Origin of the sequence: Rubrivirga halophila (genome assembly GCF_046845755.1) — a bacterium.
Classification (GTDB): Bacteria; Bacteroidota; Rhodothermia; order Rhodothermales; family Rubricoccaceae; genus Rubrivirga.
In genome coordinates this window covers 2,764,549-2,782,022 of sequence record NZ_CP177357.1, presented here as the reverse complement: position 1 = coordinate 2,782,022, position 17,474 = coordinate 2,764,549, and the positions used below count along the sequence as shown (strand labels likewise).

Below are 17,474 nucleotides of genomic sequence, written 5' to 3'. Positions count from 1 at the left end.
CCGCTCGCGCGGGATCGCCGCCGCCGCCCGAGACGTAGAGTCCACCCTCGACCCCCGACCGCATGCTCTCCCCGTCGACCCTGCGGCTCTGCCCGCTCCTCCTCGCTCTCGCCCTCGCCGGCTGCGCCTCCGACACCTCCGGGGCGGAGGCCGAGGCCGCGCGCGCCGGCGAGGTCGACGTCCGCTCGAACGAGACCGACGACCTCGGGGCCATCGACAACCCGGACCTGCGTGCCGAGGCCGACACGACGGGCCCGCCCCGCGTCACCGTCGCCGGCACGACGGTCCCGGCGCGCGGCGTCGTGACCGACATCGAGAGCGGCGACCGCTCGTGCTACATCACGCTCCGCACCGACACCGGCGCCACGGAGACCGTCCACGCCGACTATTCGGTCTGCGACACGAACGTCATCAAGGGCCGCCGCGTCCAGATCGAGTACGTGCCCGACACCATCCTGGCGGCCTCGTGCGAGGGCGACCCCGACTGCCTCGACACGGAGACCGTCGCGCTCGCGGTCGTCGCGATGCCCATCGACTGAGCGCCCCGGGCGCCGGCGGGTCCGCGGGAGACGTTGCGGGCGTGCCCCTGCAAGGGCCCGTCCTCGCCAGCAGCGCGCGCTACAGCACCGACGGCGCCTCGACGGTGTAGGTCACCCCGCCGTCGACCGGCGTCTCGGCCGTCACCGTCCCCGCCGCGTCCGGTGCCGTGCCTGCGGGCCGCGTGACGACGTAGACGAACCCGGGCTGCAGCCCGGCCGCGCCGACCTCGCCGTTCGGCCCCAGCGCCAGCACGCCGACCTGAATCATCGCCGGGTCGGCCGGCGTGACGCGCGCGACGCGCTCGACGAGCGACCGAGCCGCCGACTGCGCTGAGCGCCCGTGCCGCATTGCCTCGACGACCGCACTCGCGCCCGCCACGCGGATCACCTCCTCGCCGTGCCCCGTCGCCACGGCCCCGCCCACGCCGCCGTCGACAAAGAGGCCGCCGCCCAGGATCGGGCTGTCGCCGACGCGCCCGCGCATCTTGTACGCGAGCCCGCTCGTCGTGCACGCCCCGCAGACGCGGCCGTCGGCGTCGAGCGCGAGCACGCCGATCGTGTCGTGGTCGTCGGCGTGCCCCGTCCGCCGCTCGCTGTTGACGGCCGGCGCGTACTCGGCGGTGTCCAGCCACGCGCGCCAGTGCGCCTCAGCCTCGGGCGTCAACAGGTCCACCATCTCGACGCCCTGCGCTTGGGCGAACGTCCGGGCCCCCTCGCCCACCAGCATCACGTGGGGCGTCCGCTCCATCACCATCCGGGCGACGGTGACGGGGTGGAGCACGTCTTCGAGCGCGGCGACGGCGCCGCAGCGGTGGCGCTCGTCCATCACGCACGCGTCGAGCGTGACGCGGCCGTCGCGGTCCGGGCGGCCACCCAGGCCGACGGAGTGGTCGTCGGGGTCGGCCTCGGGGATGCGCGCAGCGGCTTCGGCGGCGTCCAGGGCGTAGCCGCCCGCACGGAGAACGGCCCAGGCCTCGGCGGCGGCGCGGCGGTTGTCCCACGTCGCCAGCACGACCGGGCCGGCGGGCGCGGCGGGCGCGGCGGGCGCGGCGGGCGCGGCGGCGCGAGCGGGCCGGGGCAGGGCGGCGAGCGCGCCGAGGGCGGCGCCGGAGCGCAGGAGGTCGCGGCGAGAGAGGGGCATGGCGACGGGCGCGGGTGGACCGCCAATCTATCCGCCCGGCTCTGGCTTGCGCGGACTCCCCTCGATTGGGTGCTCACGGCCACATCTCCGTCACTCGCACGGTAAACAGATCGCGCTTCAGCCGCCGCCCCGAGGCGGGGCCAGTCGGCAAGCGGAGGATACGCGACCGCCTCGGTGATTGAGGACGCTCGGCGGGGCGGTCGGCCTGCAAGCGCGGGTTCTACAGCCCGGTGGCTACGGCGCAGGAACGAAGTCGGCGTGCTCCATCCGCTTCGCAAGCTGTTTCGTGGCCTGCTCCCACTCCCGCCGGACCTCCTCCTTTCGGAACATCAGCGGCACGCGGAACAGCCGGCGGTCTAGACCGCGCGCCTGGCTCAGGGCGGGCAACTCCGAGAAGTCCGGCTCGATCTCGGTCGTGTCGTCGGCGTCCACCAGTTGTAGCGTTGGCCACTTGTTCTGGAAGCTGACCCGGACCTCGCGCCGCCCACCTCGCCAGACAGCGTACGGGTAGTTCCCCGGCTCCTCGAACATGAGGCGCGGCTCCTCAAAGCCTCGGTCCTCCAAGAACGAGAACCAACCGACGAGCGGTTTCAACTGCATTTGAGGTGTGAGGGCTTTAGAACAGGGGTTATGCCGATCCAGCTCGGCATAACGCGCGGCGCGGATCCGGATAACGCTCGCAGGATACGAGGCTCCCCCTTGTCTCACAACCGTCTAGCACCTACCTCTGCGCGTTATCAGGCGCGCGTTCGGATAACACGCCCTCGCCTCGTCACGGCCCTCCTCTGGACAGACGTTCGACGGCACGCGCTCCGCGAGCGATGCAGTCTCCGCTACTCGACGGGGAAATCGAAGTACGTCCCCGTGTGAGGCTCGCCGCGCAGGGTGAAGTGCCACCACTCCTTCGAGTAGTTCCGAAACCCGCCCTCGCTCATGGCCGCCCGCAGGCGCTGGCGGTTGCGCCGCACCTCGCCGCTAAACCGGGGGTGGTCGGTCGCCGCGAGCGGGGAGAGGCAGTCGTAGGCCGTGCCCATGTCGAGGTCGCCCTCGTAGAACCGGCCGCCGCCTTGCAGGTCCGGGCCGGTCGGCGTCGACAACGGGCGGTCGCAGCGGGGGAGGGGGGCGTCGGGCGTCGGGAAGTCGGTGCGGACCGAGCGCGCAACGGGCAGGCGGACGAGCGTGAGGTCGACCGTCGAGCCGCGGCTGTGGCCGCTGCGCGTGGCGATGTAGCCGCGCGAGAACAGGCGCCCCTTCGGCTCCTCGGGGTAGAACGCGTCCCGCATCGCCAACGCGCCGGGGTCGTTCGCCCAGCGGACGAAGTGCGTCACGGCCTGCTGGGGGCGGTAGCAGTCGTAGACCTTGAGCCCCAGCCCGGACCCCGCCAGCGACGCGGCGACGTCGGCCAGCGCTTGGGCCGCGCGCTCGGTCAGGATGCACTCGGGCGCGAGGTACCCGTCGATGGGCGCCCCGACAAAGTTGTAGGCCGTCGTGTACCGCATCTCCTGCGCGATCCCCGGGGCGACGTCGCGGAGGCGGACGAAGCCGTCGGGGAGATCCGGACGGGGAGGGCGCTCGGTCGTGTCGGTGGCGACGGTCGACGTTGTGTCGGCCGAGCGGGCGGTCGCCGTCGTCGGAACGGGCGGGGCCGGCTCGGGGAGCGGCTCGGCCTGCGCGGGCGGCTCGGGCGGGGCCGCGCCCACGTTCGTGTGGCAGGCCTGCGGCGCCGTCAGCGCCACGCCGACGGCGGCGGCGATCAGCCACGGGAGGACGGGGGAGCGGGGCATGGGTCCGGGGAGAGACGGCGCAAGGTAGGGCGGCCAACGGGCGACCCCCGAGGATCGCGCGTGTTGGCGCGCGTCGAGATGGGCGGTCGGACGGGGGGAGCCGCCGTTTGCGGCCCGCGAGCGCTACCGCGCGTCGGCGGGGAGGTCGGCCTCCAGCGCCGCGCGGTCCCAGTCGCCCGCGTCGGCCGCCGCTTGGTACGTCGACTGCAAGAACGCCAGCAGGGCCGCGTCGGGGTCGGGTGCCGAGCGGACCACTTCGTACGGCAACAGGTATTCGCCGAGGGCCTCGTCGTAGCGCGCCGCCTCTGGCTCGACGGGCGCCTCTCGAAACCCGTCGGGCTCGGGGTAGGCGTAGGCGTAGAACATGGCCTCGCCGACGCCGCCGCCCGGCCACAGCCCGGCGCTCGAGACCTCGTGCGAGTACGCCTCGGCCATCACCCAGTCCGCGAGGTTGGGCGCGCCGCCGGGGTGCCGGGGCGCCGTCCGGCCCGAAAAGCGCGTCGCGGCCAAGTCGAAGGCGCCCCAGAAAAAGTGGACCGGGCTCGCCTTTCCGATAAACCGGGCGCGGAACGCCGTCATCACGCGGTGCGCGGCCACGAGCGCCCGCCAGTACGCCGTCACGGCGTCGGCGTCATACGGTCGTGGGGCGGTGTCGTCGGGGAAGGGCACGATCTCGCCCGGGATCTCGACAGGCTGGGGCCAGACCTCGACGCTCGCGCCGACCGCCGCCAGCGCTGCCGCGAGCTGCCGGTCGAACTCGGCGACCGACATCGGGGCCAGGGCGACGGCCGACTGCGCGCCCGAGGTGGACGAGACCGCGAGCCGGTGGTCCACGAAGTCGAACGCCAGCTCGACCCCGGGCCCGGGGATCAGCCCCGTCGACAGCCCGCGCGCCGTCACATAGAGCGGAGTGTGCCAGGCGTGGTTGACCCAGGGCGTGCCCGCCAGCCGCACCTTGCCCACGATCTGTGTCCACCGATGGACCGCGTCGGCGGTCGGTTGCCAGTCGGCGAAGGGCGGGAGGGCGGGCCAGGCGTCGGACATAGAGGCCGGAAGGGGCGTGTCAGCGAAAGTAGGGGCCGGACGCACAACGCCCCCGCCGGCCGAGACCGACGGGGGCGCCAGGGGGTCAGGAAGGCGGAGCTACTTCCCCACGTCCGACTGGGCGGCGGCCCGGACGATCCGGCTCTTCTCGTTGCCCGAGATCAGCCCTGCGCGCTTCCACTCGTTGGTGGCGTGCGAGACGCACGAGACGAAGTCGCCGTGGGAGGTGGCCCCGGCCTCGCACGCGAGGATCGTGTCGTTGAACGAGGCGCCGGTGTCGAGGACCTGGTTGCCCACGCCCGTGTCGGCCCCGGCCACCATCACGGTCGGGGCGAGGTCCGAGAACGGGAACGCGTCGTCGGCGTCGGCCACGCCGTCGTTGTCGTCATCGTCGTCGCACGCGTCGCCGGCGCCGTCGCCGTCGAAGTCGGCCTGGTCGGCGTTGGGCGTCGCCGGGCAGTTGTCGACGTCGTCGAGGACGCCGTCGCCGTCGGCGTCGGGGGGCTGGATCCCCTCGGCCTCGATCTGGTAATCGCCGGGGTCCCCGAAGTACGACCGGACGTCGAGCGTGTAGGTCCCCGTCAGGGGGAGCGTGAGGTTCTGGAACAGCGGGTCGCCGTACTTGCACCCGAAGTCGTCGTCGACCGCGTCGTCCGAGCCGGCGATGAAGGTTTGGGAGCCGTTCGCCTCCGTGAAGTAGATGGCAGAGATCGGGTCGAGGTCGCAGGTGAGACGGCGGACGCGGATCGTGATGACGTCGCCGGCGCTGGCCTCGAACGTGAACGTGTCGGTCTCGCCGGACGTGATCGACCCGGTCGTGATGCCGTCGGAGAGCTCGACGCTTGCGGAGGCGGCGAGGAGTGCGTCGCTGCCGACGCGCACGGCGTCGTCGTCAGCTTCAGGGGCCGGTTTGGCGTCGACGGGGGCGGCCGTGGTCGGCACGGCGTCGGCCGTCACCGACGGGGCGCTGCTGTCGCAGGCCGCGACGAAGAGGACCGCGCAGGCAAGCGCGAGAAAGTGGGCAGTACGGGACATGTAGGTGGAGGGTGTGAGCCGGAAACAGGACGTCCCCAGGGGCCTGAAACCTAGGCGGATAGGGGGGGGCTGCGCCGTGCTCTGACCGCCGCAGAGCGGACATAAAACGCCGCGGATCGGCCATCGGGCGCTCGGTTCGACCGCGCGGCCGGGCGGCCATGCCGCGCAGCGGGGCCGGCAGGGTGAGGCGTCGCCCGACCGGTAGCTTGCGCCTCTCCCCCCGCGCCCCCGCATGCCCTCTCCGCTCGTCATCATCGCCGCCGTCGTGGTCCTCGGGATCGGGGCCCAGTGGCTGGCGTGGCGGACGCGCCTGCCGTCGATCCTGCTCCTCCTCGGGTTCGGGTTCCTGGCCGGCCCGGTCACCGGGTTCGTGCCCCAGGAGGCGCTGCAGGGCGAGTGGCTGTTCCCGTTCGTGTCGCTGGCGGTCGGGATCATCCTGTTCGAGGGCGGGCTGACGTTGCGGTTCGACGAGTTCCGCGAGGTCGGCCGGTCGGTCCTCAACCTCATCTCGATCGGCGTCGTGGTGACGGGCGTGCTCGGCGCGATCGGCGCGCACTACCTGGCCGGGTTCACCTGGGAGGTCGCCGTCGTGCTCGGCGCGCTGCTGACGGTCACCGGGCCGACCGTCGTGCTCCCGCTGTTGCGCCACGTCCGGCCGGCGGGGCGCGTCGGGACGATCGCCAAGTGGGAGGGGATCACCATCGACCCCATCGGCGCGATCCTGGCCGTGCTCGTCTTGGAGACGGTCATCCTGCTCCACGAGCCGGCCGAGGCGGGCGGCGAGCACGGGAGCGTCTGGGGCGCGCTGGCGCAGGGGATCGCCTTCGAGATCGTCGTCGGCGTGGGCGTCGCCGTGCTCGCGGCGGCGCTGCTGATCCTGCTGCTCCACCGACGCTTGGTGCCCGACTGGCTCCAGAATCCCGTTGCGCTGATGGTGGTCGTGGCCGCGTTCGCGATCTCGAACACGCTGCAAGAGGAGGCCGGGCTCCTCGAAGCCACGCTGCTCGGCATCATCATGGCGAACCAGCCCTACGTCTCGGTCCGCCGCATCGTCGAGTTCAAGGAGGACCTCCGCGTGCTGCTGATCTCGCTGTTGTTCATCATCCTGTCGGCGCGGCTCGACCCGAGCGCGTTCGAGCTGATGCTGGCGCCCGGCCCCCTCCTGTTCCTGGCGCTGCTGATGCTGGTCGTCCGGCCGCTCGCGGTCTTCCTGTCGTCGATCGGGACCGGGCTGACGTGGCGCGAGCAGGCGTTCCTGTCGTGGCTGGCGCCGCGCGGGATCGTGGCGGCCGCCGTCGCGAGCCTGTTCTCGTTCCGGCTCGCCGAGTTCTTCCCGGCCGACGCCGAGCGGATCGTGCCGGTCGTCTTCCTGGTCATCGTCGGGACGGTCGCGGTCTACGGGCTGACGATCTCGCCGATCGCGCGGTGGCTGGGGCTGGCGCTGCCCGACCCCCAAGGCGTCGCGTTCGTGGGCGCCCAGGGCTGGGTGCGGCGCGTGGCGACGGCGCTCGACGGGCTCGGCGTCAAGGTCCTGCTCGTCGACGCCAACAGCCGCAACGTGCGCCGCGCGCGCGAGGCCGGGCTGGAGGCCCAGCGCGTCAACATCCTGGCCGAGGGGGTCATCGACGACCTGGATCTGAGCGGCATCGGCCGGCTCTTGGCGGTGACGCCCAACGACGAGGTCAACTCGCTGACGGCGCTCCACTTCGGTGAGGTCTTCGAGTCCGACGAGGTGTTCCAGCTCCCCATGCGCGCCGACGGCCCCAAGTCGGCGGCGACCGAGATCCCGCGCCACCTGCGCGGCCGGCCGCTCTTCGACGACGGCGCGACGGTCCTCGCCATCGACGAGCGGATCGAGGCGGGCGCCGAGGTCCACGTCGTCCACGCCACGGCCGAGCGGCCCCTCGCGAGGCTCCGGGAGGAATACGACGACGGCGGCCTCACGCCCCTCTTCCGCGTCCGCGGCGGCGACGTGTCCGTCTTCGCCGGCGACGCCGACCTCTCGACCCAGCCCGGCGACGCCCTCGTGGTCCTGGCCGACGCGCCGCCCTCGGCCGACTGGCTCGCCCCGGCCGCCGCTGTCCCTTCGGGTGACGGCCTACCAGAGCCGCCCGTGCCTGCGGTGTAGCTCGGCCGGCCTCGGGCCTGGGTCAGGACGGGCGCACAGACGGCGTGCGATGCGCGGCCCGACACCCCCCGGCGGCGCTCGGCTCCGCGTCCCCCTTCAAAGGGAGACTTTCGAGAGCCAGCCGCAGACGACGGAGGTCCCCCTTTCAAGGGGGGGCCGCAGGGGTGGGGGATGTAGGGTCGGGGTGGGGGGCTGTATCCGACAGCGCCTGCGCTCGTGCGCCGCGGCGCGCCGAGAGCGACCCCCGGAATCGGGCCGCTGGCGCTCCCCGCGATTCGAACAAACCCCGCTCCGCCCCGCGCGTCCAACCCCGCCCGAACGCCAGCACCATGCGGATCGCCCTCTGCCAGCTCAACACGACCGTCGGCGACCTCGCCGGCAACGTCGCCCTCATCCTGGCCGACGCCCGGCGCGCGGCCGAGGCCGGCGCCGACCTCGCCGTCTTCCCCGAGCTCTGCGTCACCGGCTACCCGCCCCAGGACCTGCTGGACCGCCCGGCTTTTTTGGACGCGACCGACGACGCCGTCCGGACGCTCGCGGCGCAGCTCCCGGACGGGCTCACCGCGATCGTCGGGGCACCCGTCCGCAACGAGACGCCCGTCGGCAAGCGGCTCTTCAACGCGGCGCTCGTGCTGGCGGACGGCCGGGTGCAGGACGCCGTCTCCAAGACGCTGCTCCCGACCTACGACGTGTTCGACGAGGTCCGCTATTTCGAGTCCGCACCCGCGCGGCGCGTGGTGACGGTGAACGGGCTCCGCCTCGGTCTCCACGTCTGCGAGGACATGTGGAACAACGGGGGCGGCGACGCCTCCGGGACCGGGGCCGAGGGCCGGACGCACCTCTACGCCGCGAACCCCATCGACGACCTCGCGGCGCTCGGCATCGACCTGTTCGTCAACATCTCGGCGTCGCCGTTCGCTGTCGGCAAGCCCGCTGAGCGGCGCGACCTCATCGCCGAGAGCTGCCGCGAGCACGGCGTGCCGTTCGTGTACGTGAATCAGGTCGGCGCCAACACCGAGCTGATCTTCGACGGCGACAGCCGCGTCACGGCCGCGAGCGGCGAGACGCTGTGGCACGGCGCCCTCTTCGCGTCGGACTTTTTCGTCTGGGACACCGAGGCCCCGGGCGACCCGGTCGCGCCCACTCTCCCCGAGACGACGGCCCAGATCCACGACGCGCTTGTGCTCGGCGTCCGCGACTACGTCCGCAAGACCGGCGACGGCGTCTTCGAGAAGGCGCTCGTCGGGCTCTCCGGCGGCATCGACTCGGCCGTCACGTGCGCGCTCGCCGTCGAGGCGCTCGGGCCGGACCGCGTGGTCGGCATCACGATGCCCTCGGCATACTCGTCGTCCGGCTCCGTCGACGACTCCCGCGCCCTCGCGGAGAACCTCGGCATCGAGTTCCACGACGTGTCGATCCGCCCGGCCGTCGACGCGTTCGAGGCCATGTTGGCGCCGCTCTTCGCGGGCCGGGAGCCCGACGTCGCCGAGGAGAACATCCAGGCGCGCGCGCGCGGCGTGACGCTGATGGCGGTCTCGAACAAGTTCGGCCACCTCCTGCTGACGACCGGCAACAAGTCCGAGATGGCCGTCGGCTACGCGACGCTGTACGGCGACATGTCGGGCGGGCTGGCCGTCCTGTCGGACGTGTTCAAGGGCGAGGTGTACCGGCTCGCGGAGTACGTCAACGCGCGCGCCGGGCGCGAGCTCATCCCGCGCAACACCATCGAGAAGCCCCCGTCGGCCGAGCTCCGGCCGGGCCAGGTCGACGCCGACTCGCTCCCGCCGTACGACGTTCTCGACGCCATCCTGGCGCGCTACGTCGAGGCGCACGAGTCGCCCGCCACGATCGCCGCCGCGACCGGCTTCGACCGCGCGCTCGTGGACCGGATCGCCCGGATGGTGGACCGCAACGAGTACAAGCGACGCCAGGCCGCGCCCGGCCTCCGCGTCACCGGCAAGGCGTTCGGCTCGGGCCGGCGCCTGCCCATCGTCATGCAGCGGACGACCGTCGCGGCGCCGGTCGACGCCTGACCACGACGCGACAGACGGCTACTCGTCCTCGACGACGGCGGCTCCCAGCGTCACGCGGACCGTGCGCTCCAGCGGCCCCTGCCCGGCCCGTTCGAAGGCGACCACGTAGAGGCCCGCCTCGCGCACCGGCACTCGGAGCTCCGCCTCGACCGTCCCGATGTCCCCCGTGCACACGCCCTCGCTGCGGTCGACCACGTTGACGTCCACCTCGATCCGGCGCGCGTCCTCGGGGTCCCGCTCGCCCGGCGGCAACGTCGTGCTGGTGCCGTAGCCGCTGTAGGCGTAGCACGGCGACGGCGTGTCGCCGACGTACCGGAACGTGAGATCCAAGGTCTGGTCCGACGCGATCCCGAGGAGCGTGACCTCGCGGGCGCTAGCCGCCGCGTAGACCTGGGGTTCGGTGGAGTCGCAGGCGACGAGGACGAGGACGAGGGCGGCGGCGACGACGGCGAGCGAGCGCATGGGCAGACGGGGAGGGGGTGGGAAGAGCCAGCCAAACGGTGCCACACGCGGGCTCGTACCCAGGCCCTCGTTTGCGCCCTGCGGCCCCCCGTGGCGCCTCGTCGTTGGACCGAGGCCGCTGGCGTCATGCGGACGTGACAGCCCCCGGCCGCCATCGCGTGCGCGGAACGGGCGGCGGCGGGGGGCGTCGGAGGTGGGTTCTCCCCCCCGCCCCCATGTCGAACCTCAACGTCTTCCTGATCGGTTTCATCGTCCTCACCGCCGGGCTGGCGATGGGCGCGCACCTCGCCGGTGTCCCGACCGCCTGGATCGGCGCCGGTGGCGTCGTCATGATCGGGCTCGGCATCCTGCTCGCCGTCACGAAGACGCGCCAGCGCGAGGACCCGAACCGGATGTAGCCCTCGGAGGGAGCCGGAGTAGAAGGGGACTGGAGGGACGCGAGGAGGGCCCTCCGCCCGCTCCGCGATCCCCCTCAGCGGAACCGCACGCGGACGGTCCCCGGCGCCTGGATCCGGACCTCGGGCACGTCCTCCAGCAGCTCCGCCAGCGCGCCCGCGTCCGGCGGGCCGTCGGCCGCCAGCAGCTCCGGCCGCTCCGCGAGCGCGTCGACGAACGGCCCCATCGGGAGGTCGACGAGCGTGACCGTGGCCCCGTCCGCGTACGTCGCATTCGTCTCCTCGACCGCGCCCTCCACCTCGACGGCCATCGAGATCCGCGCCTCGCCCATCATCGAGCGCATCATCGTCAGCGCCTGCGCCTGCTGTGCGGCGTCGACGGGCGCGGCGTCGCCCGGCTTGCCCGGCGGGGCCTTCGGGAGCCGGATGTCGAGGGTCGCCGGGTCGCCCTCGGCGAACGCGAACGTCATCGGGAACGGCCCCCCCGATCCGTCGCCCTCGCCCATGTCGGGTGTCGTGTACGCCAGCGTCCGCACGTCGTCGACAGCGTAGACGACCGTGAACCCGTCGTCGCGGCGCTCGACCGAGGCCAGCCGCACGCCCGGGCCCAGACGCTCGGCACGGTCCTCGAACGCCGCCTCGTCGAAGGCCCCGTCGGCCTCTTGCAGCGCCAACAACCCGAAGCCGGACAGGGTCACGGCGTCGCGCAGCGTCGCCGACCCGTCCGCGCGGACGCTCAGGACGGACGTGAGTTGGAAGCAGCCGCTCAAGACGAGCGCGAGGGCGAGCGCAAGCAGGCGCATGGGACCGGCGGGTGTGGGATCGGGAGGATACCGCGCCGCGCCCCGGTGTCTGCTCGCGCCCGCTCGGCACCCGCGTGCGAGCGCCGCCTCGCTCTCGCCGACCCTCTGGCTGTCCGCCTCGTTCCAGAAGGGGACAAGTCTCCGGCCGGAAGGAGACCCGAGCGCCAGCCCCACCTGCGCCGTCCCCCGCGGACGTCTGGACCGCAGGCAACGTATGCCCCCGGCGCGTCTCTTGGAGCCTCGCGCGCCGCTGGGCGGCGGGCGCCGACTCAAACAGAAGCGGCCCCGCCCAGGAGAGGGCGGGGCCGCGTGGCGGAGGGCCGACAGGGGCGCCGTCGGCCCCGAACGCCCGCCAGTCATGGCGCGCAGGCGGCGCCTAGTAGGGGTCGTAGGACGGGTTGTCCATCAGGAACCGGAAGCGCTCGCAGTCGACCGGCAGCGACTCCACGCGGCGGTTGCGGCCGCAGCCCGGGCCCGGGTCTTCCTTGTCGCACGCCGGCGACGCCACGCCCCGGTTGCGGATCTGCAAGCGCGAGGCGCCGACGCCCTGACTCAGGTAGTAGTCGTAGACGGCCTGCGCGCGCTGGCCGGCCAGGCCCATGCCCAGGCGGTCGCCCTCGGCCGTGTCCGTGAAGCCGTCGATGAACACGCAGCACGCCGGGTTCGAGAGGAGCAGCTCCACGTTCTCGTCGAGCAGCATCCGCGCGCGGCGGTCGAGCGTGCCCGAGCCGTAGTCGAAGTACACCGGGTTGAGCTCGACGAGGTCGCAGACGAGCGGCTCCGGCTCCGGGTCCGGGCGGACCGGCGGCGGGATGTACGGCGGCGGCGGCGGGATGTACGCGGCACGCGGCGAGCCGCCGAAGCCGAGCCGCAGCCCACCCCCGATCAGCGCCGTGTTGAACCGGCCGTCGAAGTCGTTGTCGCCGTCCGGGTTCACCTCGCGGCAGTCGGGGAGCTCCCCGCCGTTCGAGCAGAAGGGCCGGCCCTCCTTCTTGATGCACGCGTCGTAGTTGTAGGTCGACGAGTTCACGTCGCAGACGTCCGGGCCCTGCGAGGCGTTGGCGAGCGCGCGCGCCACCGACGACGAGCCGACGTCCGTCAGCCCGAACCGGTAGCTCGCCTCGGCGAAGAGCGCGAGGTTCCGGCTCACGCCGTACTCGAGCCCCAGCCCGACCGGGATCGCGAGGGCGGGCGAGTCCACGCGGTCATCGCCGTCGGTCGGGAAGAGCGCGCTGATGCCCGAGAACACGTAGGGCGCGAGGCGCCCGGCGCCCGGCCGCGTCACGTAGTACAGGAGGTCGGCCTCGGCCAGGATCGACTCGCTCTGGAGGTAGGGGTTCGTCCCCGCCAGCCCGTCGTCGGCGCCGATGTTGACGAGCCCGCCCATGAGCCGGCCGTACAGCTGGCCCGCCAGCGGGAACGTGAGCTCGGCCGTGACGCCGAGGTTCGTGTCGATCACGTCGCGCTGCGCCGCGGGGTCGCCCGTCAAGCGGTCGGGGCCGTCGTAGATGAAGGCGTGGACGCCCAAGCCGACGCGGACGCCGGGCATGCCGTCGTCGTACGCGGCGCTCGTGCCGTAGGGGTCGTCGTAGCCGTCGAGGCCGTTGTAGACGGGCTGCGCGACGGCCGCCGAGGCGGCGAGCGCGAGCACCGCGAGGAGTGTCAGTCGGGTCATGAGTCCTGGGGAAGGGAGGGGGACGGGTCGCCGGGCAAGCCCCGGGCGGGCGTTCAGAGAGCGCATCTCCAAAAACCCGGCACAACTGAGGTGCGCCGGGTTCAGCGTCGCAAACGGGGCGGGCCGGGTTCCATCTCCCGGCGATATAGCGCCGCGGGCGGGCACAAAAAAGGGGCGGCCCACCCGAAGGTGAGCCGCCCCAACGAGCCGAAGCTCAGAGCCTGAGGCTCAGACTAGAAGCCGGCGCAGGACGACGGGATCGAGTCGGCGCGACGGGCACGGCTGTCGCCGGGGCCCGGATCCTCCTTGGAGTTCGCGTCGGGGTCGACACCGCGGCCGATGGCGCGGAGACGATCCGCGTCCACGCCCTGGGCGACGTAGTACTGCATCACCGCGTCGGCGCGGGCCTGCGAGATCCGCATGGCGTCGCCGGGCTCGGAGCCGTCCGAGTAGCCGTTGATCGTCACGCAGACGTCCGGGCAGCGGCGCAGGATCTCGATGTTCTCATCGAGACGGCTGGCAGCGTCCGCGGTCAGCGTCGTCGAGCCGTACCCGAAGTAGACCGGGTTGAGCTCCGTGATGTCGGCGCAGTAGGAGTCGCCGACGGTCACCGTCATGGTGCAGGTGTCGGTCCCGTACTGGTTGGTCGCCGTGATCGTCACCGTGTAGGTGCCGGTCTCGGAGTAGGCGTGGCGGGCCGGGAGGGCCGACGCCATGGTGCCGTCGCCGAAGTCGATCGAGACGCGGTCGGCGTCGGTCGCCGTCGCGTTGACCGTCACCTGCTCGCCGGCGTCCACCGTCATCGGCGTCACGCGGCAGCCCGCGAGGGCCGGCGGCGTCGGGCGCTCGACGACCGTCACGAGGCAGGACTCGGAGTCCTCACCGCCCTCGTTCATCACCATCGCGGTCACCGTGTAGGTGCCCGGGGCGCTGAACGAGTGCGACGTCGTCATGCCGGAGCCGGTCGAGCCGTCGCCCCACTGCCAGGTCGAGGTGACCGGGCGCGTGGCGTCGTCGTTGACCATCATCATGAACGAGCCGGACTCGCCGGCCTCGAGCTCGGCCGGGCACTCCAGGCTCAGGATCCGGGCCGCCGTGTACGGCGGGCGGAACGCGAACTTGAGGCCACCGCCGAGGGTCGCGAGGATGTCGTAGTCGGCGTCGTCAGCCTGGACGCCGAACGCGCCCGGGTCGGCGCCGTCGAGGGCGACGTCCGGGAACACGACGGTCGACTGGCCGGCGAGGAAGATCGAGAACTGCGGGGTCAGCGCGACGTCGAGGCCGATGCCGAGGACGGGGCCGAAGCCGAAGACGTCACCGTCACCGGCCTGGTTGCGCTCGTTCTCGGTGCCCTGGCCCGAGACGACGGCCGCGCCGAGCTCGACGAACGGCGAGATCTTGGCGGTGTCGAAGGGGAGGTACCGGAACAGGGCCTGCAGCTGGTAGGCCTCGCCGCCCTGGACGTTGTCGGTGCCGTTGAAGCGGAAGCCGTCGTTGAGGGCCGGGACGTCGTGGTACATCAGGCCGAGCCCGAACGAGAGGTTCTCGTTGAACAGGTAGCCGATCTCGCCGCCGACCCCGAAGCCGGGGTTCTGGAACCCGTCGCTGGGGTCGGGGGTGGCGGTGCCGGGGTCGTTGTCCGTTTCGCCGTCGAGGTCGCCGTAGTAACCGGTGACGCCCCCACGGAGGAGCACGTAGATGGATTCGCTGGGGCGAACGACCTGGGCCTGCGAGGCGCCCGCGATCAGCAGGGCCAGGCACCAGGGGAGGAGGAGCGAGATCCGCGAGGTCACGGACATCTCGAGTCGAGATTGGGTCATGGAGAGGTGGGGTGGGGTGAGGAGATCCTCGGCGGTCGGCCGTGGAGGGGAGGAGGTTTGAGAGCGAAACCGCGAGACGACGGGCGCTCAGCCCGGCCCCTCAATGTCCGGCGCGGGCACCCATAGGTGCAAACGCACGAAATGCACGGTCGGTAGAAGAGGGAGAGCCCCTCCGCTGTGACCATGCCACGAGGCGGTCGATCGGGGGCATAAACCAGCGACGACCCGGGCGGGTTCCACGCCAGGGCCGTCGAGTCGTCGGCCCGCAACGGGCGGGCCGGGCGGGCGGGCGCTCGGCGCCCGCGAGGGCGCTACGCGCTCAGGGTGCCGACGTGGCGCTCCAGCTGGCCCTTCGTACGAGCGGCCTGGTTGGGGTGCAGCACGCGGCGGCCCGAGAGGCGGTCGAGCTGGGCCTTGATCTCGTTGAGCTTGGTCTGGGCCGCGGCCGGGTCCGTCTCGGCCTGGAGTTCCTTGATCAACGTCCGCACGCGGACCTTGTGGTAGCGATTGCGCTGGCGGCGCTTGGCATCCTGGCGAACGCGCTTGGCGGCGGACTTGTGCTGCGGCATAAGAGTCAGGCCGGCCGAGCCGGCAGAGGACCGCGCGTCGGCGGTCGGTCGTCGGGGAGTCCCCTGGCAAGGGGCAGAGCCCGCTAAGTTAGTCGGCGGCCCTGCCGTCCGTATGCAGATGCCACGAACAAAACCGCCCCTCCGGGCCCGCCTGGGCCCATTCTGCCCGTGAAGGACCTCCTCCGCGACCTGTTCGCCCACCCGGGCGTCACCCGGACCGTCATCGTGCTCGAGCCCGACACGATGAGCACGCCCCGTCAATACGAAGTGCGGCCCGGAAACGCGCTCTACGCCGGCGTCATCGCCGTCGTCGGGCTCGGGGCCCTGCTCGTGGCCGCGATCGTGCTGACGCCGCTGCGGGGGCTCATCCTGGGCCCGGGCACCGGCGAGCTCCGCGGCGTCGCCGAGACGAACGCCAGCCGCGCCGAGGCGCTCGAGGACTCGCTGGCGCTCCAGTACCAGCAGATCGCCCAGCTCCGGGCGCTCATCACCGGCGAGATGGACGCGCTCGCCGACGCCGACCTCGACCCGTCCACCTTCTCGTTGCCGGAGCCGTCCGACGCGCCGGCCTCGTCGGCGTCACCCCCCGCCAGCGACGATCACGCTCAGCCAGCGCTCCCGATCGAGACGTTGGGCCCGGCGGTCGGGGGCGGCGACACGCCCGCGGCCCGGGCCTACCTCGCCAGCTTGCGCCTGCCCGCCCTCCCGCCCGTCGATGGCGTCGAGTCGCGCGGGTTCGACGCCTCGCGCGGCCACTTCGCCCTCGACCTCGCCGCCCGCACCGGCTCGCCCGTCCGCGCCTTCGCCGACGGCCACGTCGTCTTCGCCGACTGGACGCAGGACGGGGGCCTGACGGTCGCGGTCCAGCACGCCGACGGCTACCTTTCGGTCTACAAGCACAACGGCCGGCTGCTGCGCCGCGTCGGCGACCGCGTCGGCGCCCGGGAGACGATCGCCCTCAGCGGCGACACCGGCGAGATCACGTCGGGCCCGCACCTCCACTTCGAGGTCTGGCGCGACGGCCTCGCCCAAGACCCCGCCGCCCTCCTCGTCTCGCTCTAGGCGCGACCCCGCCGTCCGCTCGTAACGTCTCTTCCTCGGCGCGCCTTGGCTCGGGCTGCGCTCCACCACCGCCCTCCGTCCCGCATGGCCCTCTTCCGAGCTGCCGACACGTCCATGGCCAAATCCCGACCCACCGCCCCCGCCAACGCCGCCGACCAGCACAACATCATTGGAGCCTCGACCACGGTCGAGGGCACGCTCCGGTCGGCGGGCAACGTCAACATCTCCGGCACCGTCGACGGGAACGTCGAGGTGGAGGGCCGCACGATGGTGATGGCGGGCGGTAGCATCGAGGGCGAGCTGGCCTCGACCAGCGCCGAGGTCGCGGGCGTCGTCAAGGGGCGCGTGACCGTCAAGGAGCGGCTCGTGCTCAAGGCCTCGGCCGTCGTCGAGGGCGACATCCGCACGGGCAAGCTCATCGTCGAGGACGGGGCCACGTTCAACGGACAGTGCCACATGGGCGCTGACGTGCCCTCGCGCCCGGCCTCCACCGACCGTCCCGCCCGGTCTGGCGGCTCGGCCGTCGTCGGCACGGTCGCCGACACCGCCTAGCCATGGCCCGCAACAAGGACCCCTGGGCCGACCGACCCGACCGCTTCGACCGCGCCGACCGCGAGTGGCGCGAAAAGTGGACCGACACGCCGGCCGAGGACGAGGAGGCACCCGAGGCGCCGCCGGCCGACTACCAAAACGAGAAGGTGACCGCCGACCGCGTCCGCGACGCGTATGGCGACGGGATGCTGGCGGCCGGGCCGCACCTCGGGTTCGGAATGCAGCTCGCCGCGGCCATGGTGTTTTTCGTCGGCGTCGGCATCGTGGCCGACCGCTACTTCGGCACGACGCCGTGGGGCGTGCTCATCGGGGCCGCGCTCGGGATGGTCGGCGTGTTCGCGATGGTCGTCCGGCTGGCGCGTGAGGCGAATGCAAAGGGGAAGCGGCCTGGGGGAAGCGGAAAGGGGCCGTAAGGTGACAGGCCGAGCGTGG

The 17,474-nt window shown here is 72.7% G+C and carries 17 protein-coding genes; 7 read left to right on the top strand and 10 right to left on the bottom strand.

Going from position 1 to position 17,474, the window contains the following annotated elements; genetic code table 11:
• Nucleotides 1-62: 62 nt before the first annotated feature.
• On the top strand, nucleotides 63-539 hold the full coding sequence (locus tag ACLIRP_RS12260; RefSeq protein WP_412060742.1) for a hypothetical protein: 477 nt from the start codon (nucleotides 63-65) through the stop codon (nucleotides 537-539).
• Between the two features lie 79 nt (nucleotides 540-618).
• Here ACLIRP_RS12260 and ACLIRP_RS12255 read toward each other — a convergent pair whose 3' ends face one another.
• The 5 genes from ACLIRP_RS12255 to ACLIRP_RS12235 form a co-directional block, all read right to left on the bottom strand.
• The gene (locus ACLIRP_RS12255) at nucleotides 619-1,680 is read right to left on the bottom strand and encodes an isoaspartyl peptidase/L-asparaginase (protein ID WP_412060741.1); all 1,062 of its coding nucleotides are present in this window, start codon (nucleotides 1,678-1,680) and stop codon (nucleotides 619-621) included.
• A 234-nt stretch (nucleotides 1,681-1,914) separates the two neighbouring features.
• On the bottom strand, nucleotides 1,915-2,274 hold the full coding sequence (locus ACLIRP_RS12250) for a hypothetical protein (RefSeq protein ID WP_412060740.1): 360 nt from the start codon (nucleotides 2,272-2,274) through the stop codon (nucleotides 1,915-1,917).
• A gap of 239 nt (nucleotides 2,275-2,513) precedes the next feature.
• The gene (locus ACLIRP_RS12245) at nucleotides 2,514-3,464 is read right to left on the bottom strand and encodes a M15 family metallopeptidase (protein ID WP_412060739.1); all 951 of its coding nucleotides are present in this window, start codon (nucleotides 3,462-3,464) and stop codon (nucleotides 2,514-2,516) included.
• A 123-nt stretch (nucleotides 3,465-3,587) separates the two neighbouring features.
• Nucleotides 3,588-4,508: a DUF5996 family protein gene (locus ACLIRP_RS12240; protein ID WP_412060738.1), complete on the bottom strand. Its 921-nt coding sequence runs from the start codon at nucleotides 4,506-4,508 to the stop codon at nucleotides 3,588-3,590.
• 99 nt (nucleotides 4,509-4,607) lie between these two features.
• A complete protein-coding gene (locus ACLIRP_RS12235) occupies nucleotides 4,608-5,543 on the bottom strand; it encodes a thrombospondin type 3 repeat-containing protein (RefSeq protein WP_412060737.1) in 936 nt (311 codons plus the stop codon).
• A 232-nt stretch (nucleotides 5,544-5,775) separates the two neighbouring features.
• Here ACLIRP_RS12235 and ACLIRP_RS12230 point away from each other — a divergent pair, with 232 nt between their 5' ends.
• Together ACLIRP_RS12230 and ACLIRP_RS12225 are read left to right on the top strand one after the other, a co-directional pair.
• The gene (locus ACLIRP_RS12230) at nucleotides 5,776-7,671 is read left to right on the top strand and encodes a cation:proton antiporter (protein WP_412060736.1); all 1,896 of its coding nucleotides are present in this window, start codon (nucleotides 5,776-5,778) and stop codon (nucleotides 7,669-7,671) included.
• 329 nt (nucleotides 7,672-8,000) lie between these two features.
• Nucleotides 8,001-9,704: an NAD+ synthase gene (locus ACLIRP_RS12225; protein WP_412060735.1), complete on the top strand. Its 1,704-nt coding sequence runs from the start codon at nucleotides 8,001-8,003 to the stop codon at nucleotides 9,702-9,704.
• Between the two features lie 18 nt (nucleotides 9,705-9,722).
• On the opposite strand, the gene ACLIRP_RS12220 is transcribed toward ACLIRP_RS12225, so the two are convergent.
• On the bottom strand, nucleotides 9,723-10,166 hold the full coding sequence (locus tag ACLIRP_RS12220) for a hypothetical protein (protein ID WP_412060734.1): 444 nt from the start codon (nucleotides 10,164-10,166) through the stop codon (nucleotides 9,723-9,725).
• Between the two features lie 215 nt (nucleotides 10,167-10,381).
• Here ACLIRP_RS12220 and ACLIRP_RS12215 point away from each other — a divergent pair, with 215 nt between their 5' ends.
• Complete coding sequence (locus ACLIRP_RS12215) at nucleotides 10,382-10,564, top strand: hypothetical protein (protein WP_412060733.1); 183 nt, start codon at nucleotides 10,382-10,384, stop codon at nucleotides 10,562-10,564.
• A 74-nt stretch (nucleotides 10,565-10,638) separates the two neighbouring features.
• On the opposite strand, the gene ACLIRP_RS12210 is transcribed toward ACLIRP_RS12215, so the two are convergent.
• The 4 genes from ACLIRP_RS12210 to rpsT form a co-directional block, all read right to left on the bottom strand.
• The gene (locus tag ACLIRP_RS12210) at nucleotides 10,639-11,364 is read right to left on the bottom strand and encodes a hypothetical protein (RefSeq protein WP_412060732.1); all 726 of its coding nucleotides are present in this window, start codon (nucleotides 11,362-11,364) and stop codon (nucleotides 10,639-10,641) included.
• Between the two features lie 376 nt (nucleotides 11,365-11,740).
• Entirely contained in the window at nucleotides 11,741-13,039 is a 1,299-nt protein-coding gene (locus ACLIRP_RS12205) for an OmpA family protein (protein WP_412060731.1), read from the bottom strand.
• A gap of 233 nt (nucleotides 13,040-13,272) precedes the next feature.
• Nucleotides 13,273-14,859, bottom strand: coding sequence for a PKD domain-containing protein (locus ACLIRP_RS12200; protein WP_412060730.1), 1,587 nt, complete (start codon nucleotides 14,857-14,859; stop codon nucleotides 13,273-13,275).
• Between the two features lie 311 nt (nucleotides 14,860-15,170).
• Nucleotides 15,171-15,428: a 30S ribosomal protein S20 gene (rpsT, locus tag ACLIRP_RS12195; protein ID WP_412060729.1), complete on the bottom strand. Its 258-nt coding sequence runs from the start codon at nucleotides 15,426-15,428 to the stop codon at nucleotides 15,171-15,173.
• A gap of 168 nt (nucleotides 15,429-15,596) precedes the next feature.
• Between rpsT and ACLIRP_RS12190 the strand changes: the two genes are divergently transcribed.
• The 3 genes from ACLIRP_RS12190 (at nucleotide 15,597) to ACLIRP_RS12180 (ending at nucleotide 17,455) form a co-directional block, all read left to right on the top strand.
• Nucleotides 15,597-16,490, top strand: a complete 894-nt coding sequence (locus tag ACLIRP_RS12190) for a M23 family metallopeptidase (protein ID WP_412060728.1) — start codon at nucleotides 15,597-15,599, stop codon at nucleotides 16,488-16,490.
• A gap of 114 nt (nucleotides 16,491-16,604) precedes the next feature.
• Nucleotides 16,605-17,042, top strand: coding sequence for a bactofilin family protein (locus ACLIRP_RS12185; protein ID WP_412060727.1), 438 nt, complete (start codon nucleotides 16,605-16,607; stop codon nucleotides 17,040-17,042).
• A 2-nt stretch (nucleotides 17,043-17,044) separates the two neighbouring features.
• Entirely contained in the window at nucleotides 17,045-17,455 is a 411-nt protein-coding gene (locus ACLIRP_RS12180; protein ID WP_412060726.1) for an AtpZ/AtpI family protein, read from the top strand.
• Nucleotides 17,456-17,474 lie beyond the last annotated feature (19 nt).